This is a genomic window from Novosphingobium piscinae (genome assembly GCF_014230355.1).
Taxonomy (GTDB): domain Bacteria; phylum Pseudomonadota; class Alphaproteobacteria; order Sphingomonadales; family Sphingomonadaceae; genus Novosphingobium; species Novosphingobium piscinae.
The window spans coordinates 88,544-114,434 of sequence record NZ_JACLAX010000008.1 but is presented as its reverse complement, the minus strand read 5'-3'; the positions used below and the strand labels follow the sequence as shown (position 1 = coordinate 114,434).

Annotated in this window: 23 protein-coding genes; 8 read left to right on the top strand and 15 right to left on the bottom strand. The window is 68.9% G+C overall.

The features are described from left to right. Positions 1–27: 27 nt before the first annotated feature. A complete protein-coding gene (locus H7F53_RS09950; protein WP_185679332.1) occupies positions 28–1,344 on the bottom strand; it encodes a pyruvate dehydrogenase complex dihydrolipoamide acetyltransferase in 1,317 nt (438 codons plus the stop codon). A 133-nt stretch (positions 1,345–1,477) separates the two neighbouring features. On the opposite strand from H7F53_RS09950, the gene H7F53_RS09945 reads away from it, so the two are divergent. After that, positions 1,478–1,933: a universal stress protein gene (locus H7F53_RS09945; RefSeq protein ID WP_185679331.1), complete on the top strand. Its 456-nt coding sequence runs from the start codon at positions 1,478–1,480 to the stop codon at positions 1,931–1,933. A gap of 79 nt (positions 1,934–2,012) precedes the next feature. Here H7F53_RS09945 and rnr read toward each other — a convergent pair whose 3' ends face one another. The 9 genes from rnr to radA all read right to left on the bottom strand — a co-directional run bounded on the left by rnr (position 2,013) and on the right by radA (position 13,199). Next, a complete protein-coding gene (rnr, locus tag H7F53_RS09940) occupies positions 2,013–4,292 on the bottom strand; it encodes a ribonuclease R (protein ID WP_185679330.1) in 2,280 nt (759 codons plus the stop codon). A 76-nt stretch (positions 4,293–4,368) separates the two neighbouring features. Continuing rightward, positions 4,369–5,709 (bottom strand): M20/M25/M40 family metallo-hydrolase, encoded by a 1,341-nt coding sequence (locus H7F53_RS09935; protein WP_185679329.1) that lies wholly within the window; start codon positions 5,707–5,709, stop codon positions 4,369–4,371. An 87-nt stretch (positions 5,710–5,796) separates the two neighbouring features. Continuing rightward, positions 5,797–7,344, bottom strand: coding sequence for an aminoacyl--tRNA ligase-related protein (locus tag H7F53_RS09930; RefSeq protein ID WP_185679328.1), 1,548 nt, complete (start codon positions 7,342–7,344; stop codon positions 5,797–5,799). A gap of 61 nt (positions 7,345–7,405) precedes the next feature. After that, positions 7,406–7,981: a polyhydroxyalkanoate synthesis repressor PhaR gene (gene phaR / locus H7F53_RS09925; protein ID WP_185679327.1), complete on the bottom strand. Its 576-nt coding sequence runs from the start codon at positions 7,979–7,981 to the stop codon at positions 7,406–7,408. 102 nt (positions 7,982–8,083) lie between these two features. Continuing rightward, on the bottom strand, positions 8,084–9,136 hold the full coding sequence (alr, locus tag H7F53_RS09920) for an alanine racemase (RefSeq protein WP_185679326.1): 1,053 nt from the start codon (positions 9,134–9,136) through the stop codon (positions 8,084–8,086). Then, positions 9,126–10,766 (bottom strand): MFS transporter, encoded by a 1,641-nt coding sequence (locus H7F53_RS09915; RefSeq protein ID WP_185679325.1) that lies wholly within the window; start codon positions 10,764–10,766, stop codon positions 9,126–9,128. The genes alr and H7F53_RS09915 overlap by 11 nt, the downstream gene beginning before the upstream one ends. Before the next feature lie 33 nt (positions 10,767–10,799). Then, a complete protein-coding gene (locus H7F53_RS09910; protein ID WP_185679324.1) occupies positions 10,800–11,234 on the bottom strand; it encodes an iron-sulfur cluster assembly scaffold protein in 435 nt (144 codons plus the stop codon). Continuing rightward, the gene (locus H7F53_RS09905) at positions 11,235–11,822 is read right to left on the bottom strand and encodes a CvpA family protein (protein ID WP_185679323.1); all 588 of its coding nucleotides are present in this window, start codon (positions 11,820–11,822) and stop codon (positions 11,235–11,237) included. 9 nt (positions 11,823–11,831) lie between these two features. Further along, positions 11,832–13,199 carry a DNA repair protein RadA gene (gene radA, locus H7F53_RS09900; protein WP_185679322.1) on the bottom strand — a complete coding sequence of 456 codons (1,368 nt, stop codon included), beginning with the start codon at positions 13,197–13,199 and terminating at the stop codon, positions 11,832–11,834. Positions 13,200–13,270: 71 nt separating this feature from the next. Between radA and H7F53_RS09895 the strand changes: the two genes are divergently transcribed. After that, positions 13,271–15,610 carry a patatin-like protein gene (locus H7F53_RS09895; RefSeq protein ID WP_185679321.1) on the top strand — a complete coding sequence of 780 codons (2,340 nt, stop codon included), beginning with the start codon at positions 13,271–13,273 and terminating at the stop codon, positions 15,608–15,610. Positions 15,611–15,678: 68 nt separating this feature from the next. On the opposite strand, the gene dnaJ is transcribed toward H7F53_RS09895, so the two are convergent. Together dnaJ and dnaK are read right to left on the bottom strand one after the other, a co-directional pair. Then, on the bottom strand, positions 15,679–16,815 hold the full coding sequence (gene dnaJ, locus H7F53_RS09890; protein WP_185679320.1) for a molecular chaperone DnaJ: 1,137 nt from the start codon (positions 16,813–16,815) through the stop codon (positions 15,679–15,681). A 70-nt stretch (positions 16,816–16,885) separates the two neighbouring features. Further along, positions 16,886–18,796, bottom strand: a complete 1,911-nt coding sequence (dnaK, locus tag H7F53_RS09885) for a molecular chaperone DnaK (RefSeq protein WP_185679319.1) — start codon at positions 18,794–18,796, stop codon at positions 16,886–16,888. Between the two features lie 173 nt (positions 18,797–18,969). Between dnaK and H7F53_RS09880 the strand changes: the two genes are divergently transcribed. Both H7F53_RS09880 and H7F53_RS09875 read left to right on the top strand, forming a co-directional pair. Further along, positions 18,970–19,473 carry a copper chaperone PCu(A)C gene (locus tag H7F53_RS09880; protein ID WP_185679318.1) on the top strand — a complete coding sequence of 168 codons (504 nt, stop codon included), beginning with the start codon at positions 18,970–18,972 and terminating at the stop codon, positions 19,471–19,473. Further along, positions 19,463–19,975, top strand: a complete 513-nt coding sequence (locus tag H7F53_RS09875) for a vgr related protein (RefSeq protein WP_343062010.1) — start codon at positions 19,463–19,465, stop codon at positions 19,973–19,975. The genes H7F53_RS09880 and H7F53_RS09875 overlap by 11 nt, the downstream gene beginning before the upstream one ends. A gap of 113 nt (positions 19,976–20,088) precedes the next feature. Here H7F53_RS09875 and H7F53_RS09870 read toward each other — a convergent pair whose 3' ends face one another. Continuing rightward, positions 20,089–20,643, bottom strand: a complete 555-nt coding sequence (locus H7F53_RS09870; RefSeq protein ID WP_185679317.1) for a nucleotide exchange factor GrpE — start codon at positions 20,641–20,643, stop codon at positions 20,089–20,091. A gap of 17 nt (positions 20,644–20,660) precedes the next feature. Continuing rightward, entirely contained in the window at positions 20,661–21,704 is a 1,044-nt protein-coding gene (gene hrcA / locus H7F53_RS09865; RefSeq protein WP_185679316.1) for a heat-inducible transcriptional repressor HrcA, read from the bottom strand. A 104-nt stretch (positions 21,705–21,808) separates the two neighbouring features. Here hrcA and rph point away from each other — a divergent pair, with 104 nt between their 5' ends. Genes rph through H7F53_RS09845 form a run of 4 tightly spaced genes read left to right on the top strand, consistent with a single transcriptional unit; the run spans position 21,809 to position 25,231 of the window. Next, complete coding sequence (gene rph / locus H7F53_RS09860; RefSeq protein WP_185679315.1) at positions 21,809–22,534, top strand: ribonuclease PH; 726 nt, start codon at positions 21,809–21,811, stop codon at positions 22,532–22,534. 4 nt (positions 22,535–22,538) lie between these two features. Continuing rightward, positions 22,539–23,177, top strand: coding sequence for an RdgB/HAM1 family non-canonical purine NTP pyrophosphatase (rdgB, locus tag H7F53_RS09855; protein WP_343062009.1), 639 nt, complete (start codon positions 22,539–22,541; stop codon positions 23,175–23,177). 9 nt (positions 23,178–23,186) lie between these two features. Continuing rightward, a complete protein-coding gene (gene hemW, locus H7F53_RS09850; RefSeq protein ID WP_185679313.1) occupies positions 23,187–24,338 on the top strand; it encodes a radical SAM family heme chaperone HemW in 1,152 nt (383 codons plus the stop codon). Beyond that, positions 24,335–25,231: a tyrosine recombinase XerC gene (locus H7F53_RS09845; RefSeq protein ID WP_185679312.1), complete on the top strand. Its 897-nt coding sequence runs from the start codon at positions 24,335–24,337 to the stop codon at positions 25,229–25,231. Before hemW ends, H7F53_RS09845 begins: the two co-directional genes overlap by 4 nt. A gap of 33 nt (positions 25,232–25,264) precedes the next feature. Here H7F53_RS09845 and H7F53_RS09840 read toward each other — a convergent pair whose 3' ends face one another. After that, entirely contained in the window at positions 25,265–25,864 is a 600-nt protein-coding gene (locus tag H7F53_RS09840) for a DedA family protein (RefSeq protein ID WP_185679311.1), read from the bottom strand. Positions 25,865–25,891 lie beyond the last annotated feature (27 nt).

The following is a 25,891-nucleotide window of genomic DNA, read 5'->3' as shown; positions in this document are numbered from 1 at the left end:
GCTGGCGACGACCAACCCTCACTTGCGTCAGGCCAGCAGCGCCAGCGGGGCTTCCACAAGTTCGCGGAACGCCGCCATCAGCCGCGCCCCGTCGGCCCCGTCGACCGCGCGGTGATCGAAACTGCCGGTCACCGTCATGGCCTGGGCCACGCCGAGCGAGCCATCGCCCATCACCCACGGCCGCTTCTCGCCCGCGCCGACCGCCAGGATGGTCGATTGGGGCGGATTGATCACGGCGGTGAAGTGCTTGATCCCCATCATGCCCATATTCGAAATGCTGGCCGTGCCGCCTTGATACTCGCCAGGCTGCAGCTTGCCTTCCTTGGCGCGCTGGCCGAGGTCCTTCATCGCCGTTGCGATGGAGCTGAGGCTGCGCCCGCTGGCGTCCTGGACGATCGGGGTGATGAGACCGTTGGGGATGCTTACCGCTACCGAGATGTCGGCCCGCTCGTAGCGGATCATCTCGTCCCCGGCGAAGGTCACGTTGCATTCGGGCACACGCAGCAGGGCGCGGCCCAGTGCCTTGATCAGCATGTCGTTGACCGAGAGCTTGACCCCGTCCTTCTCAAGCGCGGCATTGAGCTCGGTTCGCAGCGCCAGCAGCTTGTCGAGCTGGACGTCCACCGTGAGGTAGATGTGCGGCGCCTGCTGCATCGACTGGGTGAGCCGCTTGGCGATGGTCTTGCGCATGTTCGACAGCTTCTGGATGCTGTGCGGGATGCGGTCGTCAAGCAGGGCGGCGGTCGAAGCGGCGGCCGGTGCCACCGCAGCCGGGGCTGGCGCAGCGACCGGCGCGGATGCCGAGGCCTTGGCCGGAGCGGCGGCCGTCGGCGCTGCAGCCGAGCCTGCCTTGGCCGCGTCGACATCGGCGCGGACGATGCGGCCGTTGGGGCCGGTGCCGGTTACGCCCGCCAGATCGATGCCCTTCTCGGCGGCAAGCCGGCGCGCCAGCGGCGAGGCGGCCTTGCGTTTGCCGCCGGCTGCTGGCGCCGCCGCAACGGGTGCGGCAGCCGCGGCCGGGGCCTTGGCGGCGGCCGGTGCCGAAGCAGCAGCGGGCTGGGGAGCGGGCGAGGCAGGCTTGGACGGGGCCGCCGCATCCTCGCCCTCGGCGGCCAGCGTGGCGATCACGGCACCGACCTTGACCCCGGCGGTCCCTGCGGCGACGGAGATGGCGGCAATCGTGCCCTCGTCGACGGCCTCGTACTCCATGGTGGCCTTGTCGGTCTCGATCTCGGCCAGGATGTCGCCGGGTCCGACCTTATCTCCGACCTTGACCAGCCACTTGGCGAGCGTACCCTCCTCCATCGTGGGCGAAAGGGCGGGCATCTTGATCTCGATAGGCATCGCGGCGCTCTGGCTCCCGGTTGCTGAAGTGGTCTCGGCTTACCGCTGATTGTTCCAGCGGATGAGGCAGGAACGCAAGCGATATTGCGTGCAAATAACCGAATTGGCGATTTGAATACGTTGAGAGGGTCGAATGAGAACCTATCTGGTTGTTCTTGACGAAACGGAGGAGGCTCGGGCCGCTTTGCGCTTTGCCTCGCGCCGCGCCGCCAAGACCGGTGGTGCGCTGCATCTTCTGGCCCTTGTCCCGCGCCAGGAGTTCGTAGCCTTCGGCGGCGTCCAGGCGACCATTGCCGAGGAGGCCCATGCCCGAGCCGAGACCCTGGTGACGGCTCTGGCGGGCGACGTCTTTTCGGAAAGCGGCAGGATGCCGGTGATCGCGGTGCGCCGGGGTGAGGCGATCCGGGTCGTGACTGACTATCTGGCGGAGCATCCCGAAGTGGCGGCGCTGGTGCTGGGGGCCGGCACCGACGGAGCGCCGGGCCCCCTGGTCACCTGGTTCGCCGGGAATGGCATCGGCACCCTGCCCTGCCCGCTCTACATCGTACCGCCTTCGCTCGACGAGGACCGGCTAGACGATCTCAGCTGAGACTGTCCCCCTGCGTTGGTCGCCGGATCAATGACCCTGGCACAGGGCCGGTGCAGCGTTTTCGCAAGGGCTAGCGCCGCTAGCGCCGCTTGCCCTGATGGCGGATGTTCGCCGGCCGGCCGCGCCGCCCGACGAGGTGTCCGCCGCGGGTCTTGCTGGCCATTGGCCGCCCGCGTGGTTCGATCCGGCCGCCGCCGTCGACCAGCTCGAACTTCAGCGCTCCGGTCAGCGGGTTGGCTTCGGCCAACCTCAGCTCGAGCAGTTGCCCGACCGCATAGCGCACCCCGCTCTGGCTGCCCTCCAGCACCTGAGCCTTCTCGTCATAGCCGAAATGCTCGTCACCCAGAGTGGAGACCGGCACCAGTCCGTCACCGCCAAGCCCCACGATCGTGGCGAAGAACCCGAAGCTGCGCACGCCGGTAATCCGGGTCCGGAACACCTGGCCCACCCGGGCCGAGAGCCAGGCGGCGACGTAGCGGTCAATCGTCTCGCGTTCGGCCATCATCGCCCGGCGTTCGGCGGCGCTGATCGCCTCGCTGATCCGGGTGAGATCGCTGCGATCGCGTTCGGACAGCCCGGAATGCGCCGGCAGCGGGGCCTCGGGCGCCGGCTGTTCGAGCGCGAAGCCATCCACGAGTGCGCGGTGGATCAGCAGGTCGGAATAGCGCCGGATCGGCGAGGTGAAATGGGCGTATGAGCCGAGTGACAGGCCGAAGTGCCCGGCATTGCGCGGGCCGTAATAGGCCTGGGTCTGGCTGCGCAGCACGGCTTCCATGACCAGCGCCTTCTCGGCGTCATCGGCAATGTCCTTGAGCATGCGGTTGAACAGGCCCGGGGTGATGACCTGCCCAAGCGCCAGCTTGCGTCCGAAGGTGGCGAGATAGTCCTTGAGCGCGACCAGCTTCTCGCGGCTCGGCGGCTCGTGGATGCGGTAGACCACCGGGGCGGTGCGGCTTTCCAGCGCCTTGGCCGCCGCCACGTTCGCAGCGATCATGAAGTCTTCGACCACCCGGTGTGCATCCAGCCGTTCGCGCACCGCGATCTCGGTGATCCGGCCCTGCTCGTCCAGCTTCACGCGCTGTTCGGGCAGGTCCAGCTCGAGCGGGTCGCGCGCGTCGCGGGCCTTGCTCAGCAGGCGCCAGGCCTCCCACAGGTGCTGCAGGTGCGGTTCGGCGCGATCCTCGTCGATCCGGGCCTGTGCCTCCTCGTAGGCGATCACCTCGGCGATCCGCACCAGCGCGCGGCTGAAACGGAAGTCCCGGATCCGGCCATGGCTGTCGATCGCGAGGTGGCAGGCCATAGCGGCGCGGTCCTCGCCGCTGCGCAGCGAGCAGACGTCGGCCGAGAGCACCTCGGGCAGCATCGGCACCACCCGATCGGGGAAGTAGACCGAGTTGCCGCGCTTGCGTGCCTCGCGGTCGAGCGCCGAGCCCGGCCGTACGTAGAAGCTGACGTCGGCGATCGCCACCACCGCGCGGAAGCCGCCCTCCCCATCGGGTTCGGCCCAGATCGCGTCGTCGTGATCGCGCGCGTCAGAGGGGTCAATCGCCACGATCGGCAGGTGGCGCAGATCCTCGCGGCGGGCCTCGCTGAGCGGGAGCCGCGCGGCCCGTTCGCCCTCATCAAGCACCTCGCGCGTGAAGACGTGCGGAATGCCGTGCTTGTGGATCGCGATCAGGCTGAAGGCCCGGGGGGCCAGCGGATCGCCCAGCACGGCGGTCACCTTCACCCCTGCGCGCGGGCTGCGCCCGGCCGGCTCGGCCAGCACCAGGTTGCCCGCCTCCGCGCCGCCGAGATCGGAGATCGGCACGGCGTTGCGCACCCGCTTGTCGACGGGGGCGAGCCAGCCCTTGCCGGCGCCGTCGATCTCGACCACGCCGAGCACCTGCTCGTCCTCGGTGGCGAGCTTCTTCATCGGATGGGCGATCCAGCCGCTGCCGGCCTCCTCAGTCCGCGCCAGCACCCGGTCACCGGGCCGAAGCGCCGGTGCGCGCGCAGCCCCGCGTCCCTTGCCTTCGATCAGCCGCAGTCGGGGTGGCGGGGTGGCATCGTCGGGCTGCCAGGTGGCGGGGATGGCGATAGCCTCGCCCTCGTCTATCTCCACCACGCGCAGCACGGTAACCCGCGGCACCCCGCCCATGCGGTGGAAGGCGGTGCGGTTGCCGTCGATCAGGCCCTCGTCGGCCATGTCGCGCAGCAGCGCCTTGAGTTGGATCTTCTCGTTGCCCTTGAGCCCGAAGGCCCGGGCGATCTCGCGCTTGCCGGCGGGTTCATCGGACTGCGCGATGAAGTCAAGGATCTGCTGCCGGCTCGGCAGACCTTGCGGCAGCCGGGGTTTGCGGAGAGGAGGTTTGGCCATGTTCCGCCGTCCTTGGGGGCAAAGTGGCGCGAAGACAATCCGCCCTGTGCCCGGCGGATGCCGGGAATGCCCGTGCTCAGGGGGCGAGCGGGGTGAACTGGCCGCCCGGCAGGGCCGAGGCAATCGGGCTTTCACTGCCATCGGCGGCGCGCGCGCTGACCCCGAACACCCAGTCGTCGCCGCGCAAGCCCTCGAACCGGGTGGTCGTGGCGGGGGCGTCGACCAGCACGGGATCGCCCTGCCAGGTCGCGGCATCGGTGCGGCGGCGCCAGATCGCATAGCGCGCCGCTCCGGCCACCGGGGTCCAGTTCAGGTCGGTGTAGGTCTTCACCGCAAAGTCGGCCTTGGCGACCGGCGGCATCGGCGCGCGCGCCAGGGCTGCAAGGGCGGCGATGTTAAGCTCTGTCACGCGGGCGAGATAAGGAAAGTCCATGGCTTCGGGCAGGTCGCCGTACGGTGTCCCGTTGTCCACCCGGACGTCCTGGTGCTGGCGATGAAAGTCCTCCACCGCCACGCTGAAGCGGATCGCCGGATAGCCGAACTCCTCGAACGGCAGATGGTCGCCTCCCCGGCCGGCCCGGTCTGCTCGCCACACCTGGCGCACCGCGAAGCCATCGCTGCGCTGCCCGGCGAGCGTGGCGATGTAGCGCGACAGGTTTCGGCTCGGACTGTCGTTCTCGCCGCCATAGGCGCGCTGCGCCTTGCGGGTCTTCTCGTCGAGATCGGCGCGCGGCCCTTCGGAAAACACCCGCACGTGGCGATCGTCGACATAACCGTCGGACCCGCGCGAATTGCCGACGATGTCGTTGTTGAGGACAGCCTTCACGGTCCAGCCCTGGGCCTTGGCATACTCCGCCAGCAGGCGCCCGCCGTAGAGTCCCTGCTCCTCCCCGCTCAGCACGGCATAGACGATCGTGGTGGGAAAGCGCTGCCGCGACAGGATCCGCGCCGCCTCGAGCACCAGCGCGGTGCCCGAGCCGTCGTCGTTGGCGCCGGGGGCATCGCCGGTGAAGTCCATTTCATTGGTGCGGCGCGAATCGATGTGTGCCTGGACGATCACGACCTCGTTCGGCCGCTCGGTGCCGCGCTGGATCGCCACGACATTGACCAGTCGCACCGGGGTCGGGATGCGGTTGCCCGACACCATCTTCTCGGGCAGCGTGATCTCAAGGCAGTTGCCGCAGGCCTTGCTGGTCTTGCGCAGCTCGGCCTCGGCCCAGGTGCGGGCAGCGCCGATACCGCGCTTGGGATCGGTCTGACTCGACAGGGTATGCCGCGTGCCGAAGCCGACCAGCCGATCGACGTCAGCCCGCAGGCGGGCCTGGGACACGGCTTCGGGCGCGGTTCCCGGCTGAGCCTGGGCCAGGGCGGCGGTGGACAGGAGCAGCGACAGGGGAGCAAGTGTGCGCAGGATCATTCCTGCGTTGTCGGCCCGGCGCGGCGCGATTTCAAGCGCTGGCTTGCGCGCCTGCCCGAGAAGGTATCCGGGCGCGCGCCGGCTGCCTCAGTACGACCGCGCGACGTAGATCGTCTCGACTGCCGGTTCGCCGGTGAACGGGCAGGTGCCGCCGGGCGCCGGCGCGTCCATCGGCGTGTTCCGGATGGTCAGCTTGAGCGCCTTGAGCTTGGCCACGACCGCTTCCAGCGCCGCGCCGGTGGGCCGCGACCAGCCAAGCTCGACCCAACCGGGGTAGCGGTTGCCCTCGGCGAAATAGTCGGCCAGCCCGTCCAGAGTGCTCACGCCACGCTCGATCTGGGCATCGCGCCGGGCGGTCGCCTCGGCATGCAGGCTGCGCTGCACGTCCTCAAGCGCATCGGCGGCGCCCGCCACGAAATCGCCGCGCGACTGGCCAACGAAGTTGACCTTGCCGTCGGCTCGCCACAGCCGGTCGCGGCGCAGCGCCGAAACCTGCTCGCCCGCAGCATCGCGGCCCCCGATCTCGAGGATCAGCGGCACGCCCTTCTTGACCCAGCCCCAGCGCTTCTGGGTGGCCTTGCCAGGGCGCTTGTCGAGCAGCACGCGAACCCGCTCGCCCAGCGCGCTCTGCTGCGCCAGCTCGGCGCGCAGCGTTTCGCAATAGGCCAGCAGGGCCGCGTCGCCGTCGTCCTCGCGCAACATCGGCAGGATCACGATCTGGTGCGGCGCGATCGCGGGAGGCACTCGCAGCCCGTCATCGTCGCCGTGGGTCATGATCACCCCGCCGATCATCCGGGTGGACACGCCCCAGCTGGTGGTATGGCACAGCGTCTGCTGGCCTTCGCGGTCCTGATAGCGGATCCCGGCGGCCTCGGCGAAGGCGGTGCCGAGGTAGTGCGAGGTGCCGGCCTGGAGGGCCTTGCCGTCCTGCATCATCGCCTCGATCGAATAGGTCGCAACAGCGCCGGGGAACCGCTCGTTCTCCGGCTTCTCGCCGGCGATCACCGGCATGGCCAGGACATCCTCGGAGAAGCTGCGGTACATCTCCAGCGCGCGCAGCGTCTCGGCCATGGCGTCTGACCGGTCGGCGTGGGCGGTGTGGCCCTCCTGCCAGAGGAATTCGCTGGTGCGCAAGAACATGCGGGTGCGCATCTCCCAGCGGACCACGTTGGCCCACTGGTTGGTCAGCAGCGGCAGGTCGCGCCACGACTGGATCCACCGCGCCATCGCCGCGCCGATCACTGTCTCCGAGGTCGGCCGCACCACGAGCGGCTCCTCGAGCCGGGCCTCGGGATCGGGGACCAGCCCGCCCTTCCCGTCGCTCACCAGGCGATGGTGGGTGACTACCGCCATCTCCTTGGCAAAGCCTTCGACGTGCTCGGCCTCCTTGGCGAAGTAGGACAGCGGGATGAACAGCGGGAAGTAGCAGTTCTGGACTCCGGCCTCCTTGATGCGGCCGTCCATGATCTGCTGGATGCGCTCCCAGATGCCATAGCCCCACGGCTTGATCACCATGCAGCCACGAACGCCCGATTCCTCGGCCATCTCGGCCTCGGCGATAACCTCCTGGTACCAGGCAGCGAAATCGCTCTCGCGGGTGACGGACAGGGCGTGCTTGATGCTGGGCTGAGTCATGGCCGCGCTGTTAGAGCATCGGCCGCGGAACTGGGAACCCGTTTTTTCGCAGCGCTTGCGCCTACTTGGCCAGGCGGTCGAGCATTCTCTGCATCTCGGCCATCTGCGCCTTCAGCGCGGCAAGGTCGTCAGCCGGCTTGTCCTCTTCGGCCTGGCTGGCCGCCTGCTGCGGAGCACTCCCGTCGATCCCGGGCATGAAGGCAGCCGCGGCTGCCTTGAACATTTCCATGTTGCGCTGGGCAATCGCGGCGAGCGGGTTGTTGCCCAGACTCTCCTCGAAGGCCTTGCGCAGCTTGAGCTGGTTCTCGCGGAAATGCTCCATCGAGGCTTCCAGGTAGTGCGGCAACAGCGACTGCATCGAATTGCCATACATCGCGATCAGCTGACGCAGGAAATTGACCGGAAGGATCTGCTCGCCGCCGTTGGCCTCCTCCTCCATGATGATCTGGGTGAGAATCGAATGGGTGATGTCGCCACCGGTCTTGGCATCCACCACCTTGAAGTCGACCCCTTCGCGGGTCATCTTGGCGAGGTGGTCGAGCGTGATGTAGCTGGACGACCGCGTGTTGTAGAGCCGGCGGTTGGCGTACTTCTTGATGATGACAACGTCGTCCTGGTCGGTCGGCTTGTTGCTCATTGTGCGGGTCCCCGGGGCCTGATTCGGTCCATTCAAACGCCTAGCACCAGACTTCTTTGCAACGCAACACGGGCCATGTTGCGCAGCAAAAGGCCGCTGCGCCTAGTTCCGCGCCAGCCGCTGGCCAAGCGAAGTCAGCAGTTCGTACTGCGACAGACCGGTGAGCTGCGCTGCAGCGGGAAGGTCATAGTCTATCGTCACCCAGTCACCCTCACCGGCACGCGGCGTGGCGGTCAGGTCGATCACGGTCATGTCCATCGAGACGCGGCCCAGCACCGGCAGTCGCACCCCGTCAAAATGGGCCGACCCGCAGCCCGACCACGCGCGCAGGTAACCGTCGGCATAGCCCAGTCCGACCACCCCGACCCGCATTGGTCCGGGCGCGGTGAAGGTGGCATTGTAGCCGACCGTATCTCCCGCCGCGATGGTTCGCACCTGCAGGATCGCGGCCTCCGGGCGGACGACCGGCCTGATCTGGCCAGCGAGGGCTGCGCAGGGCACCCCGCCGTACAGGGCAAGTCCCGGGCGGGTGAGCTGGCCATGATAGGCCGCGCCCAGCGTGATCCCGGCGCTGTTGGCCAAGCTGGCTCGGCGATGCGGCACCCGCTGGCGCGCCGCCTGCCAAGCTTCGAGCTGGCGTCCATTGAGGGGGGATTCCTCATCCGCTGAGGCCAGATGGGAGAGCAGAATGTCGACCCGAAGCGCAGCCAGGCGGGAATCGCCCAGCGCGGCCAGCGGCAGGCCGAGCCGGTTGATCCCGGTGTCGACCATCAGATGGCAGACGCCGCCCCCGACAGCCTGCCAGCGTTCGATCTGTTCCAGGGAATTCAACACTGGCCGTACGCCGTTGGCCTGCGCCCAGGCGGCCTCGGCCGCCGTCAATGGTCCGTGCAGAACCGCGAGGCAGGCAGGATCGACCAGATCAACCAGCGCCGCCGCCTCGGCCCAGTGCGCGACAAAGAAATCACGGCAGCCGGCAGCGGCCAGCACCGGGACCGCCCGGCGCGCGCCGATGCCATAACCGTCGGCCTTGACGGCGGCCCCGGCCGCGGCTGTCCCGGACAGCCGGTCCAGCGCGCGCCAATTGTGGGCAAGGGCTGCGGGGTCGAGCGTTAGACGCAGCGGAGGTGGAGGGCAGCTAGGCTCAGCCGGCATCAGCGGCGGCATCAGGCTTGAACTCGGTCGGTCGGCCACCCTTGAGGCCCCACCAGGCCACCACCAGGGCCATCAGCACCACGCCCCACGTGTACCACAGGCCATTGTAGGGATTGCCGGTCTTGGCGACGATGTAGGTGGAAATGAACGGCAGGAAGCCGCCGAAATAGCCGGTGCCGATGTGATAGGGGATCGACATCGAGCTGTAGCGCACCCGCGGCGGGAACATCTCCGCCAGCAGCGCGGCAACCGGCCCATAGGTCGCCCCCGAGAGCGCCATGACCAGCAGCAGGGCGGCGATGATCCGCAGCGACTGGCCAAGATCCGGCTGGATCTTGGCGGCGTTGAACACCTTGAGCCCGGCCAGCGCTTCGATCTGGAGCTTGCGAACCTTGGCATCGCTCCAGTCGAGCGCGCCCACAGGCAGGGCACGACCGTCCATCGCGAGGCCGACCGTGGGTGCGGAAGTCAGCCTGTAGCCGAGCCCGGCGCCCGTGAAGTCGGCCATCAGCTTGGCGCAGTCGCTGGTCTGCTTGGTGGCGAAGGCGCTGTAGCTGCAGTCCGGTCCGGAGATGGTCCACTGCACATTGGCGCCGGGCCGCGCCGTGGTGCTGCCGAGGAACCAGAAGGCTGGAATCAGCAACGCGAGGGTCAAGGCATAGCCGACCACGATCGGCAGCTTGCGGCCGACGCGGTCGGACAGGTGGCCGAACAGCAGGTAGAACCCCATGCCCAGCGCCGCAGCCAGGCCGACCAGGATTTCGGCGGTCGTGTCCTCGACGTGCATGGTCCCCTTGATGAAGGCGAGCCCCGAGAACATCGAGGTGTACCAGATCACCGTCAGCCCAGCGGCAACGCCGAACAGGGCAACGAAGATTCGCTTGGGATTGCCGGGATAGGTGAAACTCTCGACGAATGGGTTGCCCGAGATCTCGCCGGCTTCCTTCATCGCCTGGAACACCGGGCTTTCCGACAGCTTGAGCCGCATCCACAGCGAGACCGCCAGCAAGGCGAGGCTGAGCAGGAAAGGCACCCGCCAGCCCCACGCGGCCCAGACTTCGGCCGGCAGCGCGAACTTGCAGGCCAGCACCACCAGCAGGCTGAGCACGAAGCCGCCGACCACGCTGGCCTGGATGAAGCTGGTGTAGAACCCGCGGCGATTGAACGGGGCGTGTTCGGCCACATAGATGGCCGCGCCGCCGTATTCCCCGCCCAGCGCCAGACCCTGCAGGATGCGCAGCGCGATCACGCAGCCCGGCGCCCACCAGCCGATCGTCGCGGCCGACGGGATCAGCCCGACCCCGGCGGTCGCCACGCCCATCAGCGTCACCGTGACGAGGAACGTGTACTTGCGCCCCAGCCGGTCGCCGAGGAACCCGAACAGGATCGCGCCAAGCGGACGGAAGCCGAAGCCGACCGCGAAGACCAGCCAGAACAGGAGCAGTTCGAGGGTGGCATTGCCGGTCGGGAAGAAGGTCTTCGACAGGATCGTGCTGAGCGTCCCGTAAATGAAGAAATCGTACCATTCGAACACGGTGCCGGCCGACGAGGCGGCAATCACCAGGCGCATGTCCGACGCGCTCGGTTCGAGCGGGGCGCCGCTACCGGCCTGCTGCGCTGCTGCATTCATCGTGACGGTGTCCTCCCAGTCGAGCCCGGCGTTCTAGCGACGGTTCCCGCCGGGTGAAAGGGCGTCGAGCGCGGCGTCCCACGGCAGCAGGATCGCGCCGTGGCGGGCCGGAAAGGCCCGGGCCGGTTCGAGCAGGTCGATCCCCGGCCAGTCGGGCCGGGGCCCCTCGTCCGTCAACCAGGCGCGCAGCGCAGCGCGCGACCTGTCGAGCTGCGCGCTCGACTGTCCGGTCGCCCCGTCGAGGAACAGCGCCGCGCTGGCCTGGCCGATGGCGCAGGCCTGGGCCCGCGCACCGAGGGCGGCGATGCGCTGCTGGTCATCCAGCGCGAGCGACAGCTCCAGCGTGCTCCCGCAGCTGGCCGAGCGCGCGCGGCCATGATGCGGATGGCCCGGATCGAGTGGCTGTTCCGCCAGACGAACGGCCAGGGCCAGGATGTCCGGGGTGTAAAGCCGGGTGACGGCGCTCATTCAGTCGGCCCGGGCCGGCCGCCGCCGCCGCGAGCGGCGCTCTGCAGGAGCCTCCTCGTCGCGCCCGGCTTCGGCCGAGGCCGCTTCGGCTGCCTCGCGCCGGCGTTCGCCGATCATCGTCACCAACGCGTCGCTGCTGGCGTTGATGAACGGATAGGTGCGTGACTGGGTGATCCAGTCGGGCCGGCCGTCCACGCCCCACACCGTGTCATAGCCCAGTACCAGGATCGAGAACCCGATCACCGCGATCAGCATGCCCTTCACCGCGCCGAAGCCGAAGCCGATCACGCGATCGACCGGGCCAAGGAACGAGCTACGACTGGCCTGGCCGAGCCGACCCGCGATCAGTTTGACCACAACATAGGGGATCAGCAGCAGTAGCGCGAAGGCGAGGATGGCATTGGCGCCCATGCGGTTGCCCACATAGCCCTCGAGCATCAGGCTGGCGGGGGTATGGGCATAGTGGATCGCCACTAGCGATACCCCCCAGGCGGCAAGGGCAAGGACCTCTTGTACGAAGCCGCGCAGAAACCCCATGACCGCGCCCAGCCCGACCAGTACCAGCACGCAGATGTCGAATCCCGTCATGTTGCGAACCTAGGTGTCGCCCATGATCCGGTCAACGAGCCGCGGCAGCATGGCGATGTCGTGGCGGCGGATGCCGGCGACCTCGCCGCTGCTGTCGGCCGGGGCATAGGCGCTGGCGAAGCCCAGCTTGGCGGCCTCGCGCAGCCGGATCCCGCCATGCGCGACCGGACGCACCTCGCCTGCCAGGGACACCTCGCCGTACCAGGTCGAAGCCTTGGGCAGCGGACGATCGGCCAATCCCGAGACCAGCGCGGCGGCCACCGCCAGATCGGCCGCCGGATCGGCCAGGCGATAGCCCCCGGCCACGTTGAGATAGACTTCGGCTGAAGAGAAGTTCAGCCCGCAGCGGGCTTCCAGCACGGCCAGCAGCATCGCCAGCCGGCCGCTGTCCCAGCCGACCACGGCCCGGCGCGGGGTGGCACCGCTCTGCAGTCGCACGATCAGCGCCTGGATCTCGACCAGCACCGGGCGGGTGCCCTCCATCGCCGGGAACACGGCCGAACCGGGCACCGGTTCTTCGCGGCCTGACAGGAACAGGAGGGACGGGTTCGCCACCTCCTGCAGCCCCTGTCCGGCCATCGCGAAGACGCCGATCTCGTCAACCGGGCCGAACCGGTTCTTGAGGCTGCGCAGGATCCGGTACTGGTGGCTGCGCTCACCCTCGAAGGCCATGACCACGTCGACCATGTGCTCGAGCACGCGCGGCCCGGCGATCGAGCCATCCTTGGTGACGTGGCCGACCAGCACCAGCGCGGTGCCGTTTTCCTTGGCATAGCGGATCAGTTCGAAGGCACAGCCGCGCACCTGGCTGACCGTGCCGGGCGCCCCCTCGATCTGGTCGGAATGCATGGTCTGGATCGAATCGATCACCAGCAGCGCCGGTGCGTCCATCGAGCCCAGCGTGGTTAGGATGTCGCGCACCGAGGTGGCCGAGGCAAGGCTGATCGGGGCGCCGGCCAGCCCGAGCCGTTCCGCCCGCAGGCGCACCTGCCCGGCCGCCTCCTCGCCGCTGATATAGACCACCTGCCCGCCGGCCTGAGCGATCCGCGCCGCGGCCTGGAGCAGCAGGGTGGACTTGCCGATCCCCGGATCGCCGCCCATCAGGATGGCCGAGCCGGGCACCAGCCCGCCCCCCAGCGCCCGGTCGAACTCGGCCAGGCCGGTGGTGCGCCGCTGCGGCAGGCTGCCGGGTGCGTCGAGCGGTTCGAAGGCGATCGGCCGCCCGCCCGAGGACAGGTCGTGCCGGGTTGAGAACACCGTCTGAGGGGCGTCTTCGGTCAGCGTATTCCATTCGCCGCAATCGGCGCATTGCCCCTGCCAGCGCGAGGTGACGCTGCCGCAGGCGGAACAGACATAGCGGCGTTTCGGTTTGGCCATGTGCGGCGGTCTAGACAGAACGTAATGGGAACGCAATTGCGTTCCCGCGCGATCCGGTGCATGCCTGCGTCATGCGGCAGAAAGAACTGCGGATCGCCCTTGTCTGCTACGGCGGCGTCAGTTTGGCGGTCTATATGCACGGGGTCACCAAGGAGCTGTGGAAGCTCGCCTGTGCCAGCCGCTCGTACCATGCCGGCGAGCCAGCCTCTGGCGGCAGTCTCGGAGTCTACCGCACGCTGCTGGGCCATCTTGAAGCCCGCCACGGCCTGCGTCTGCGGGTCCTTGCCGACATCGTCGCCGGGGCCAGCGCCGGGGGGATCAACGGGGTGTTCCTGGCCCAGGCCATCCATTCCGGCCAGTCGCTTGAGCCGCTGACCGACCTGTGGCTCGAGAAGGCCGACGTCGACGTGCTGCTTGATCCCTCGGCCAAGCCGGGGTGGCGCTTCGCCAAGTTCTGGGCCGCGCCCCTGATCTGGTTCGCGCTCAAGCGTCCGGGCAACGTCGTGGCCGAGAGCGTGGCGCCGGAAACGCGCTCCGAGGTGCGGGCCAAGCTCTCGCGGCTGATCCGCTCGCGCTGGTTCGATGCCCCGTTCGGCGGGATCGGCTTTTCCCGGCTGATCGCTGATGCGCTGGAGGCCATGGCGCGGACCACCGGTCCGGCGCCGTTGCTGCCCGCCGGCCACCCGATCGACCTGTTCGTCACCGCGACCGACTTCAAGGGGCATGCCGAGACCATCACCCTGCACTCGCCGCCGCAGGTGGAAGAGCCCGAGCACCGCGTCTCGATCGGCTTTCGCGCCGCCACCCCGGCGACGGCCGGGCAGGCCCTCGCCGACCCGCTCGAGCTGATCTTCGCGGCCCGCGCCACGGCCAGTTTTCCCGGCGCCTTCCCGGCGTTGCAGGTGGCCGAACTCGACCGGCTCGCCGCCGAACGCGGGCACGACTGGACCGGGCGCGAGCGTTTCCTGCGCGGGTTGCTGCCTGGCCGTGGCGGTGCGATCGACAGCGACAGTCTGGCCCTGATCGACGGTTCGGTGCTGGTCAACGCACCCTTTGCCGAAGCCATGGGGGTGTTGCGCGATCGCCCGGCCCAGCGCGAGGTGGACCGTCGCTTCGTCTATATCGATCCCCATCCCGATCGCGTCGGTGGGCTGCGCCGTGACGATCCTCGCCCGCCCAGCTGGTTTTCGGTGATCTTCGGTTCGCTCTCGTCGATCCCGCGCGAGCAGCCTATCCGCGACAATCTCGAGGTTCTGGCCCTGCAGTCGCGCGAAATGGCGAGGCTACGAACGATCGTCGAAGCGCTGCGACCCGAGGTGGAAGAGGCGGTCGAGCGCCAGTTCGGCCACACGCTGTTCCTCGACCGGCCGACCGTGCGCCGGCTTGCCGCCTGGCGTGACCGGGCGCACGAGGCGGCCCGGCGCCAGGCTGGCTTCGCCTGGCACGGCTATGTCGAGCTCAAGTTCGCCGGCATTGTCGAGGCCCTGGTCGCCGCGGTTGTCCAGGCGGCGCCGCAGCTTGGCCACGACGCGGTGCTGGCCCGGGTGATGGGCCATCTGCGGCAGCAGGGGCTCGGCCGGCTGTCCTCCGCGAAGGGGCTGGTCACCCCTGCGGCGATCGCCTTCCTGCGCGAACATGACCTGTCGTTCCGGATCCGCCGGCTGCGCCTGCTGGTGCGGCGGCTGAGCGAGGACTGGGATGACGATCCCGACATCCCGGACGATGCCCGCCACGCCGCGCGCGATGCAATCTTTCGGGCGATGGCGCTGTACTTCGAGCGCGAACCCTTGAGTGTGCTGGGCGAGGATTTTGCCGCGCTCGCCGCGCACGTCGACGAGGATCCCGGTGCAGTGCTGGCGTTGATGGCTGCACGGCGCCAGCTGATCGCCGCCGATCATGTGGCCGATGCGGTCCTGGCCGAAGCGATGGCCGCGATGCCCAAGCCGCTGCGGCGCAAGGTGCTGCTGACCTATCTCGGTTTTCCCTACTACGATGCGGTGACCCTGCCGCTGATGCGCGGTGAGGGGTTGACCGAGTTCGATCCTGTCAAGGTCGACCGGATCTCGCCCGAGGATTGCTCGTCGATCCGCCCTGGCGGCGCGCAAACCACACTGCGCGGGGTGGAGTTCTACAACTTCGGCGCTTTCTTCAGCCGCGCCTACCGCGAGAACGACTATCTGTGGGGCCGCCTGCACGGGGCCGAGCGGATGGTCGATCTGGTCGCCTCGGCCCTGCCTGCGGCACGCGCGATGGCCCCGTCCGAGATCCGGCGATTCAAGCGCGAGGCTTTCCTGGCAATCCTGGCCGAGGAGGAAGAGCGGCTCTGCACCGATCCCGGGCTGATCCCGACCATCCGCCAGGAGGTGCTGGCGCGCCTGGGCGAACCGGGCGGACTTGCGCCGACGGCCTGAGCCCCTGCCCCTTATCCTGCCCCTGACCCTTCCTAGGCCAGCGCCGATCGCGGCCGGCCGTGGCCGGCCTACTCGGTCAGGTCACTCCAGGCGTTCTTGATCCGGTCGAAGAATCCACGCGATTGGGGGCATTCCTCACCGGTCTCGGTGGCTTGCAGCTCGCGCAGCAGTTCCTTCTGCCGCGCGGTCAGCCGGGTCGGGGTTTCGACCATGATCTCGATGATCAGATCGCCCCGGCCGCGCCCCTGCAGCACCGGCATGCCTGCGCCGCGTTGACGCAGCTGCTTGCCCGACTGGATCCCGGCCGGGATGGTGATCGCGAGGCGCGAGCCGTCCAGCCCGGGGATCTCGATATCCCCGCCCAGCGCGGCCGTGGTGAAGCTGATCGGAACCCGCGTCAGCAGCGTGGTGCCGTCACGCTCGAACACCGCATGGCGCTTGGTGTGGATGAAGATGTAGAGATCACCCGGCGGCGAACCGAACGGCCCGGCCTCGCCCTTGCCGGACAGGCGGATCCGGGTGCCGGTGTCGACCCCGGGCGGAACCTGCACTTCAACCTTCTGCGGCTTGTCGACCCGGCCCTCGCCCCCGCACGAGCGGCATGGGCTTTCGATCACCTCGCCGCGGCCATGGCAGGTCGGGCAGGTGCGCTCGACCATGAAGAAGCCCTGCTGCGCGCGCACCTTGCCATGGCCGCCGCACAGGTTGCAGCGGCGCGTCCCTGTTCCCGGACTGGCCCCGGAGCCGCCGCAGGGGTCGCACGGCGAGGAGACCTCGATATCGATCGCCACGGTCTTGCCGTGGAACGCCTCGTCGAGCGTGATCTCCATGTCGTAGCGCAGATCGGCGCCGCGCCGCGCCTGCTGGCGCCCGCCGCCGCCACCGCCGAAGGCGTTGCCGAAGATGGTCTCGAAGATGTCGCCGATGTCGGAGAAGCCTTCACCCCCGCCGAACCCGCCGCCGCCAGGTCCACCCTGTTGGAAGGCGGCGTGGCCATAGCGATCATAGGCGGCCCGCTTCTGCGGGTCCTTGAGGCAGTCATAGGCCTCGTTGATCTGCTTGAAGCGCGCCTCGCTCTCGGTGCAGCCCGGATTGCGGTCCGGGTGGAACTTCATCGCCAGCTTGCGGTAGGCGCTTTTCAGCGTTGCGTCGTCGGCAGTCCGCTCGACCTCGAGCAGGGCATAGTAATCGATTTCGGCTGACACGGTCAGTCCCCCCGAACCGACCCGTCACCGCCGCCGGGGCGGCGATGACGGGCGTGGATCGTCCAGCGCATCAGGCCTTGTTGTCGTCGACTTCCGAGAACTCGGCGTCGACCACGTCGTCATCGCCCTGCGGGGCCGCGGCCCCCGGGGCAGCGCCGGCGGCCTGCTCCTTCTCGTAGATGGCCTGGCCCATCTTCATGGCGACCTCGGTGAGGGCCTGGGTCTTGGCGGTCATCTCGGCCGGATCGTTGCTCTCGATCGCGGTCTTGGCCGCGGCGATCGCCGCCTCGACCTCGGACTTGAGCCCGGCGTCGATCTTGTCGCCGTTCTCCTCGAGCTGGCGCTCGGTGGCGTGGACCAGGCTGTCGGCGTTGTTGCGCGCCTCGGCCGCCTCGCGCCGCTTCTTGTCCTCCTCGGCGAAGCGCTCGGCATCCTTGACCATCTGATCGATATCGGCGTCGGACAGACCGCCCGAAGCCTGGATGCGGATCTGCTGCTCCTTGCCGGTGCCCTTGTCCTTGGCGCTGACGTTGACGATGCCGTTGGCGTCGATGTCGAAGGTCACCTCGATCTGCGGCACGCCGCGCCGCGCCGGCGGAATGCCGAGCAGGTCGAACTGGCCGAGCAGCTTGTTGTCCTGCGCCATCTCGCGCTCGCCCTGGAACACCCGGATCGTGACCGCCTGCTGGTTGTCCTCGGCGGTCGAGTAGATCTGGCTCTTCTTGGTCGGGATCGTGGTGTTGCGGTCGATCATCTTGGTCATGATCCCGCCCAGCGTCTCGATCCCCAGCGACAGCGGGGTCACGTCGAGCAGCAGCACGTCCTTGACGTCGCCCTGCAGCACGCCGGCCTGGATCGCCGCGCCCATGGCGACGACCTCGTCCGGGTTCACGCCGGTGTGCGGTTCCTTGCCGAAGAACTCCTTCACCGCCTCGCGCACCTTGGGCATGCGGGTCATGCCACCCACGAGCACGACGTCGTCGATGTCCGAGGCCTTGAGCCCGGCATCGGCCAGCGCCTTGCGGCAGGGTTCCATCGTGCGCTTGATCAGGTCGGCGACCATGCGCTCGAGGTCCGAACGGGTGATCGTCTCGACGAGGTGGAGCGGCGTGGTGGCGCCGCCTTCCATCCGCGCGGTGATGAACGGCAGGTTGATCTCGGTGGTCTGCGCGCTCGACAGCTCGATCTTGGCCTTTTCGGCGGCTTCCTTGAGCCGCTGCAGGGCGAGCTTGTCGGTGCGGAGGTCGAGGCCCTCCTTCTTCTTGAACTGCTCGGCCAGGTACTCGACCAGCTGGGTGTCGAAGTCCTCACCACCGAGGAAGGTGTCGCCGTTGGTTGACTTCACCTCGAACACCCCGTCGCCGATCTCCAGGATCGAAACGTCAAAGGTGCCGCCGCCAAGGTCGTAGACCGCGATGGTCTTGCCGTCGTTCTTTTCAAGGCCGTAGGCCAGAGCCGCCGCGGTCGGCTCGTTGATGATGCGCAGCACCTCTAGCCCGGCGATCTGGCCGGCATCCTTGGTCGCCTGACGCTGGGCGTCGTTGAAGTAGGCCGGGACGGTGATTACCGCCTGGGTCACGGTTTCGCCCAGATAGCTCTCGGCGGTTTCCTTCATCTTCTGCAGGGTGAAGGCCGAGATCTGCGAGGGGCTGTAGTCCTGCCCGCCCGCCTGGACCCAGGCGTCGCCATTCTTGCCCTTGACGATGGTATAGGGCACCAGCTCGGTGTCCTTCTGGGTCACCGGGTCGTCGAAGCGGCGGCCGATCAGGCGCTTCACCGCGAAGATCGTGTTGTCGCCATTGGTCACAGCCTGACGCTTGGCCGGCTGGCCGATCAGTCGCTCGCCGTCCTTGGTGAAGGCGACGATCGACGGCGTCGTGCGCGCGCCTTCCGAATTCTCGATGACCTTCGGCTTGCCGCCGTCCATGACGGCCACGCAGCTGTTGGTGGTGCCGAGGTCGATGCCGATGACTTTACCCATTATACCCCATTCCTCACGTCGATAGGTGACACCGCGCGGTAGGCCTCCCCGGGACGGGCAAGACCGCCTCGGCGGCTCGTTGACGGGGGCGATATAGGTGTGCTTTCGCTTGGCACAAGAGCCGTGGCCAACTAGGCCGCCCCAGACCCTTGCCCTGCCCAGAGGATAGCCGGATGCCTGTTTTTGCCCGTTTTGCGCCGCTTGCCCTGGCCGCCCTGCTGGCCGCCTGCGGAACCGACCAGCCGGCGGCGACGTCGACCGATGCGGCCAGCTCGGCGCCTGAAGCCAAGCCCGGCCTCGCGCTCAGCGGGGGGCGACTGGTCCTGCCTGCGGTCAAGGGCAATCCCGGGGCGGTCTACTTCACCCTGACCAACGGCGCCGCGGCCCCGGCCACCCTTGCCGCGGTCGACGTGGCCGGCGCCGGCATGGCCATGCTGCACGAAACCCGCGAGATCGCCGGCCATTCGGAGATGGGTGAACTCGCCGACCCGGTTGTCCCGGCCGGCGGAACGCTGGTGCTGGCGCCGGGCGGCAAGCACGTGATGGTCGATGGCCTGCCAGCGGACTGGAAGGCTGGCGGTACGGTCGAACTGACGCTGGTTTTTGCCGATGGCGACAAGCTCTCGGCGACGATCCCGCTCGAGGCCCCTGGCGGCGCAGCGGCGGGTGGACAGTAGCCCGCCCTACCAGCTGGCCCCCGGCGGCATCCGGCCGCTGACGCCGGGTGAACGCACGATCGCGCGCGAGGTGTTCGGCCCGGCGCTGGCACTGGACGAGATCACCATCCGGCGCCGCAAGTGGTTCGTGTTCCAGCCTCGCCAGACGGTGATGGCGCCCTGCGGACACATCCATTTTCACCCTGAAGGCCGCTGCTACAGCGACGACTTCGCCACCGCCGGTCCTGCCGCGCAGGGCCTGTTCGTGCACGAACTGGTCCATGTCTGGCAGACGCAGCGCCATGGCGTCTGGTGGCTGCCGCTGCGGCGCCATCCGTTCTGCCGCTACGATTACCGGTTGAGACCGGATTGGCCGCTCGAGCGCTATGGCATCGAGCAGCAGGCCGAGATCATCCGTCACGCGTGGTTCAACCGGATCGGGGAACGGATCCCGGGCGATCACCCGCCCGAGATCCTGGAACGCCTGCTGCGCTCGGTTCAGCAGAGCCCGCGGCGCTTATAGCGGTTGCAGTCCACCCGGTAGCAGCGGCCGTTCTTCTTCAAAACTGAACCGGCCGCAACGCGTGCCGCAAGTGCCGGGTTCCCGGCCGGCCGACAGGCCGCCGGGCGCGCAGCTCAGTCCGGCTTCCTCGCGACCGCCACCATCGCGGGCCGCAGCAGGCGGTCCTTGATCATGTAGCCGGCCTGCAGTTCCTGCAGCACGGTACCCGGTTCGGCCTCGGCCGAGGGCATCTCGATCATCGCCTGGTGCTGGTTGGGGTCGAGCGGCAGGCCCAGCGCGGCGATGCGGGTGATCCCGTGGCTGGCGAACACCTTCTCGATCTCGCGCCCGGTCGCCTCGAGCCCGGCGACAAGGTTCTTCATCTTGTCGTCGGCGCGCAACTCGGCCGGGATCGCCTCAAGCGCGCGCGACAGGTTGTCGGCCACCGACAGGATATCGCGGGCGAAGGCCGTGGCGGCATAGGCGCGCGCATCGGCGATGTCCTTTTCCAGGCGGCGGCGCACGTTCTGCGTCTCGGCCTTGGCGTAGAGCACGTCCTGCCGTGCCGTTTCCAGATCGTTGCGCAGCGCCTCCAGCGCGGCATCCAGCGAATCCCCGGGTTCGGCCTGAGCCTCGGTCATGTCCTCTGCGGCCGCCGGGGCGTCCTGCGGCTTGGTCTCTTCACTCATATCCGTTGGTTTTCCAGCTATCCGATCAGCTTGCCCAGCGACTGGGCGGTGAAATCCACCATGGGGACGACGCGCGCATAATTCAACCGCGTAGGTCCGATCACCCCCACCACGCCGATCACCCGGCCTTCGCGATTGCGATAGGGCGAGGCGATCACCGCCGAGCCCGACAGCGCGAACAGACGGTTCTCGGCGCCGATGAAGATCCGCGTGGCCTCGGCCTCGCGCGCCGCCTCGAGCAGTTCGGCGACCGACTGCTTGTTCTCCAGATCGTCGAGCAGCGATCGGACCCGTTCGAGGTCTTCCAGTGCGGTCTCGTCGAGCAGGTTGGCCTGGCCGCGGACAATCAGCACCGGGCGCTGGCTGGCATCGGCGCTCCACACCGCCAGCCCCCGCTCGACCAGGTCGCGACTCGCCGCATCGAGCGCGGTCCGGCCCGTTGAAATCTCGGCGCGAATCACCGCCACGGCCTGAGCCAGCGTGCGCCCGCCGAGGTGGGCGGAGAGATAGTTGGACACCTGCTGCAGCGTCGCCGCGGTGACGCCGGGGTCGATGTCGAGGATGCGGTTCTCCACCCCGCCATCTTCGCCGACCAGGATCGCCAGCGCGCGGCCCGGGGCCAGCGGCACCAGCTGCAGGTGCTGAAGCACCGGTTCGCGTCGGGGCACCATCACCACTCCGGCAGCGGCTGACAGATCGGACAGCAGCGCCGAGGTGGCCGCCAGGGCAGCCTCGACCGGCCCGGGCGCGGCCAGCCGCCGCTCGATTGCCGCCCGCTCGTCGGCGGTTGGCTCAGCCACCTGCATCATCCCGTCGACGAACAGGCGCAGTCCCAACTCGGTGGGCATCCGCCCGGCGCTGGTGTGCGGTGCGGCGAGCAGGCCGAGCATCTCGAGATCGTGCAGGACCGAGCGGATCGAGGCGGGCGACAACCGCAACCCGCCGGCGCCTGCCAGGGTCTTGGAGCCGACCGGCTGGCCCGAATCAAGATAGCCCTGCACCGCCAGGCGGAAGATCTCCCGGGCACGGTCGGTCAGTTCGGTGATGGGCAAAGTGGGCATTTTTCCGTTCACCTATTTACGCCCTGCTCTTGCAGCCTCAAGCCCGAAGCGCCAAACGCCCCGTCTGACACCTTTATCCTGCCCTGCAACAGAGGAATGACCCGATGCGCCCTTCCGGCCGTGCGCCCGACGAAATGCGGACCCTTTCGTTCGAGCCGCACTACACCAAGCACGCCGAAGGATCGGTTCTTGTCGCCTTCGGTGACACCAAGGTGATCTGCACCGCCAGCGTCGAGGAGAAGGTGCCCCCGTTCCTGCGCGGCAAGGGCGAAGGCTGGGTGACCGCCGAATACTCGATGCTTCCGCGCGCCACCCACACCCGCGGTAGCCGCGAGGCGGCCAAGGGCAAGCAGTCAGGCCGCACCCAGGAAATCCAGCGCCTGATCGGGCGCTCGCTGCGCGCGGTGTGCGATTTCAAGAAGCTGGGCGAACGCCAGATCGTGCTCGACTGCGACGTGATCCAGGCCGACGGCGGCACCCGCACCGCGGCGATCTCCGGGGCCTGGGTGGCGCTGCGCATCGCGATCGACAAGCTGATGGCGCAAGGCCTGATCAAGGACGATCCGATGACCGCACGGGTCGCCGCCGTGTCTTGCGGGATCACCCAGGGGACCCCGGTCCTCGATCTCGACTACATCGAGGACAGCAGTGCCGATGCCGACGCCAACTTTGTCCTGATCGAGGGAGGCCGGATCGCCGAGGTCCAGGCCACGGCCGAGGGCGCGACCTATGACGAGGAGGGCCTGCTCCGCCTGCTGCGTCTTGCCCGGATCGGCTGCGAACGGATCTTCGCGGCTCAGGCCGAGGCCGTGGCGCGGGCCAAGGGCTGATCCCGTGCCCAGGCTCGCCGGTAAGCTCGTCATCGCCACCCACAATGCAGGCAAGCTGCGCGAGATCTCCGCGCTGCTGGCGCCTTATGGGGTCGAATGCGTGTCGGCCGGCGACCTTGGGCTGCCCGAGCCCGCCGAAACCGGGACGAGCTTTGTCGAGAATGCGCTGATCAAGGCTCGCGCGGCGGCCGAGGCTTCGGGCCTGCCGGCGTTGGCGGACGATTCGGGGCTCTGCGTGGTTGCGCTCGACGGCCGGCCCGGGGTCTACACCGCCGACTGGGCCGAGCGGCAGTGGTTCGAAGGCGTACCCGGAAAGGACTGGCAGGGTCGCGACTGGTACATGGCGATGGGCAAGGTCGAAGGGTTGCTGGCCGAACAGGGCCCTGCGGTCGACCGGTCGGGCTGGTTCGCCTGCGTGCTGGCGATCGCCTGGCCCGACGGTGCCAGCGCCGTCTACGAAGGGCGGGTCGATGGCACGCTGACCTGGCCGCCGCGCGGCGCGCTGGGCTTCGGCTACGATCCGGTGTTCGTCCCGCTCGGGCGGAGCGAAACCTTCGCCGAGATCGACCCGGCGGAGAAGCATCGCATCAGCCACCGCGCCGATGCCTTCGCCAAGCTGGTCGCCGAGCAGTTTCCCGCCTAGACCCGGCGCATGGCCCGCGCGCTCTACATCCACTGGCCGTTCTGCCTGAAGAAGTGCCCCTATTGCGACTTCAACAGCCATGTCCGCGACGGGGTGGACCATGCGCAGTGGCAGCACGCCCTGCTTACCGAACTTCGGCATGAAGCGGCGGTGGCGGGCGGTGAGCCGCTCGCCAGCGTGTTTTTCGGGGGCGGCACCCCCTCGCTGATGCCGCCGGCGCTGGTCGCCGCGCTGCTGGCGGAGGCGGAGCGGCTCTGGGGCTTCGCGCCCGGGATCGAGATCACGCTGGAAGCCAACCCCTCATCGGTCGAGGCGGATCGGTTTGCCGCGCTGGCCGGGGCCGGCATCAACCGCGTTTCGCTGGGGCTCCAGGCGCTCGACGACGCCGCACTGCGCTTCCTCGGCCGGCTGCACGGCGTGGCCGAGGGGCTGGCGGCGCTGGAGGTGGCGCAGCGGCATTTCGCACGGGTCAGTTTCGATCTGATCTATGCCCGCCCCGACCAGACCCCGCAGCAGTGGGAGGCCGAGCTGCGCCGCGCGCTGGGCTTCGGCACCGGCCACCTGTCGCTCTACCAGCTGACCATCGAGCCCGGCACGCGGTTCGCCACGCTGGTCCGCGAGGGCCGCTTCGTCCCGCTCGACGATGATCTGGCCGCCGACCTCTATACGCTGACCGGCGCGTTGACCGAAGACCACGGCCTGCCTCCCTACGAGATCAGCAATCACGCCCGCCCCGGCGAGGAGAGCCGCCACAACCTCGCCTACTGGCGCTATCAGGACTATGCCGGGATCGGGCCGGGCGCCCACGGTCGCCGCGGGGGCTGCGCCACGGTCCGCCACCGCAAGCCCGAGAACTGGCTGGCCGCCGTGGCGGCGCAGGGCCATGGCCTGGCCGAGGAGCGCCCCCTGCCCGGCCCCGAGCAGGCGGCCGAGGCGCTGCTGATGGGGCTGCGGCTGGTCGAGGGGATCGACCTTGGCGCCCTGTCCGACCGGTTCGGCCTGGCACGCGACGCTCTGGTCGATGCCGCGCGCCTCGGCTTCTATGCCGATCAGGGCCTGGTCTGGTCTCGCGCCGGGCGGATCGGCGTTACCGCGGCCGGGCTGCCGCTGCTCGACGGGCTGCTGGCCGAACTGGTGTCCACCGAACTGGTGGCGTCATGACTGGACGTGCCGCCTTGCTTGAGGCCTGGCACGATCATCTGGCCCACGGCCGCCGCCGTTCGCCCCACACCGTGCGCGCCTATGTCGCCACCGCGGCGCGGCTGATCGCCGCGCGCGGTGTGGACAGGTGGGAGGCCTTGGCGGCGCTTGACGCCGGAGCCTTGCGCCAGCACCTTGCCGCGCGCCGCGCCGAGGGCCTGACCAATGCCTCGGCCGCACGCGAGCTTTCGGCGCTCAAGGCCTTCCTCGCTTTTGCTAGGACCCGGGCCGGCGTGCCCGAGGCGCTGGCGCCCCGGCTGCGCGCGCCGCGGGTCAAGAAGGGCATCCCGCGCCCGGTTACCCCCGATGAGGCGGTGCACCTGGCGGCGACAGTGCACGAGGATGCCACGGAAGAGTGGATCGGCGCACGCGACCGCGCCGTCCTGCTGCTGCTCTACGGCAGCGGGCTGCGCATCGCCGAGGCGCTGTCGCTGACCGCGGCGGTCCTGCCGCTGGGCGAGACGATCGTGGTGACCGGCAAGGGCAGCAAACAGCGCATGGTGCCGGTGCTGCCGCTGGTCCGTGCCGCTGTTGCAGACTATGTCGCGCGCTGCCCCTGGCCGCTCCCGCCGGAAGGGCCGCTGTTCCGCGGCGCGCGCGGCGGGCCGTTGTCCCCTGGGCTGGTGCAACGTGCCGTGGCTCGGGCCCGCATGGCGCTGGGCCTGCCCGCAAGCGCGACGCCGCATGCGCTGCGCCACAGCTTCGCCACGCACCTGCTCGGCGCCGGAGCCGATCTGCGCAGCCTGCAGGAATTGCTCGGCCATGCCAGCCTCGGCTCGACCCAGATCTATACGAAGGTCGATGCGGCCACTCTGCTCGACGTCTATCGCCACGCCCATCCGCGCGAGGCCTGAGTGGCGCGGCCCGATGGGCCTGGCGGGCGCGGCTCAGTCACGCGGGCGCCAGGTGGCGACGCGCCACAGGTACCACAGCACGACCACCCCGGTCAGGCCGACGATGCCGTAGCCGATCGCATCCTCGAATGCCGACAGGTAGCGCGCGACCAGCCGGCCGCCATGGATCAGCAGGGTGTTCCACACCGCCGCCCCGGCGAAGGTGAACGCCAGGAAGCGGGCGTGCGACATGTGCGCGAGACCGGCCGGCAGCGAGATCATGGTGCGCAGCAAGGGCGAGAAGCGCAGCGCGAAGACCACCCACTGGCCATGGCGCTGGAAGAACGCGGTGGCCCGTTCGACGGCGCTCCAGTCCATTGTCAGCCAGCGGCCCCACCGGCCGACGATCGGCCGCAGCCGCAGGTAGCCGAAGCGGTCGCCGATCAGGAACCAGACATAGTTGCCCAGCGTCGAGCCAAGGGTGCCGACCAGCAGCAAGGGCCAGAACGTCATGCTCCCGCGCGCCACGGCGATCCCGCCCAGGCCCATGATCAGCTCGGACGGGATCGGCGGCAACACGTTTTCCAGCACCATCAGCAGGAAGATGCCGGCGTATCCGCCCTGTTCGATAAGATGGATGATCCAGGCGTTCATGGCGTCTCGGGCATGGCGTGGCGTCAA